Consider the following 1,831-nt stretch of genomic DNA (forward strand, 5'->3'; position numbering starts at 1 on the left):
GTGAAGGTCGTCGAGGACGGCAGGCTGCTCGGGATCGTGGGGGACGAGGAGATCCTCGCGGTCGTCGCCGGGCAGGAAGGCGGCCGGTGATGACCGTCGCCATCGAGAAGCCGGACACGACGGAGACGGCCGCACAGACCGCACCCGCCGCACCCACCCGGAAGATCACCCGGCCCATGGTGATCGGCGCGATCTTCGTCGTGTGGCTGCTGCTCTTCGCCGTACTGCGGGGCAGGCAGACGCTGACCCTGGCGGCGGCCGACCTGACGGGTCTGCACCGGTGGTTCAACGACGTCAACGACTCCATCGGCGCCAACCGCAACTCCAACCCGCTCTTCCTGTACTTCTTCAATGAGATCCGGCTGGTCATCGACACCGTGGTGACTTTCATCCGGGATCTGATCTCGCAGCCGTCGGACGCCCGGCCCGTTCCGCAGATCGGCTGGCTGGGGGTCGTCGGGATCGCCGGGTATGTCTCGTGGGCGGTCGGGAACTGGCGGGTGGCCTTGCTGGCCGTCGCCGGGTTCACTTTCATGGGCTTGCAGGGCCTGTGGCAGGAGAGCATGGACACCCTGGCCCTGACGCTCTCCGCGGTCCTGGTCGCGCTGCTGTTCGCGATCCCGCTGGGGGTGTGGGCAGGACTGTCGGACCGGTTCAACCGGGTCGTGACACCGTTCCTGGACTTCATGCAGACGATGCCGACCATGGTCTACCTCGCGCCCCTGACCCTGTTCTTCCTGATCGGCGGCGCCTCGGCCGTGATCGCCACGGCGATCTACGCTGCCCCGCCGACGATCCGCATCACGGCACACGCCATCCGCTCCGTCCCCGGGACCACCGCGGAGGCGGCCGACTCCCTGGGCGCCACGCGCAGGCAGGCCTTGCTGAAGGTCCTCCTGCCGATGTCCAAGCGGACCGTGGTGATGGGCGTCAACCAGTCGATCATGGCGGCGCTGGCGATGGTCACCATCGCGGCGCTGATCGATGCGCCGGGTCTGGGCAAGACGGTGGTCCAGGCGCTGCAGTCGCTGGACGTCGGTACGGCGTTCAACGCGGGCCTGGCGATCGTGGTGATGGCGATCGTGCTGGACCGGGTCACCACCGCGGCCAGCGCGCGTGAGGAGAGCGCCCGCAACTCCAAGAACCGCTTCCTGAAGTGGCGCAAGCAGCTTCTGGGAGCGGGGGCCGCCGTCACCGCCGTACTGATCTACCTGTCGCACACCTACGTATGGGCGGCGGAGTTCCCGGGGGAAGGCAGCACGGGAAGCGCGATCGCGAGCGCGGCCGACACGGCCACGACCTGGGCGCAGGACAACCTGGCGGGTCTGACCAACGCCTTCCGTGACGCGATCACCAACGGGCTGCTCAATCCCTTCCAGACGCTGCTGACCGATTCGCCGTGGTGGGTGGTGGCCGGTGTGCTGGTCGCCCTCGCGGTCGTGCTCGGCGGGTGGCGGGCCGGGGTGACCACGGTGGTGTGCGTGGGCCTGCTGGTCGGCACGGGCATGTGGTCGGACGCGATGACGACTCTGGCCTCGACCGTCGTGGCGACGGTGCTGGTGATGGCACTGGGCATCGTCTTCGGGGTGTGGATGGGGCGCAGCCGGATGGTCGACCGGGTGATGCGGCCGAGTCTGGACGCGGCGCAGGTCATGCCGCCGTTCGTCTATCTGGTGCCGTTCCTGGCGCTGTTCGGCGCGACCCGGTTCACGGCGATCGTCGCCGCGATCGTGTACGCGGCGCCGGTGGCGATGAAGATCATCGCGGATGGGGTGCGGGCGGTGCCGGAGGCGACGGTGGAGGCGGCGACCTCGGCCGGGTGCAGCACCTG

The 1,831-nt window shown here is 69.1% G+C and carries 1 protein-coding gene; it reads left to right on the forward strand.

Translation table 11 applies throughout. From position 1 onward, the window contains the following. Positions 1-89: 89 nt before the first annotated feature. On the forward strand, positions 90-1,831 hold a 1,742-nt coding region (locus ABZ490_RS52115), incomplete at its 3' end, for an ABC transporter permease subunit (RefSeq protein ID WP_359008110.1).

It is taken from the genome of Streptomyces sp. NPDC005811, assembly GCF_040630405.1.
GTDB lineage: Bacteria > Actinomycetota > Actinomycetes > Streptomycetales > Streptomycetaceae > Streptomyces.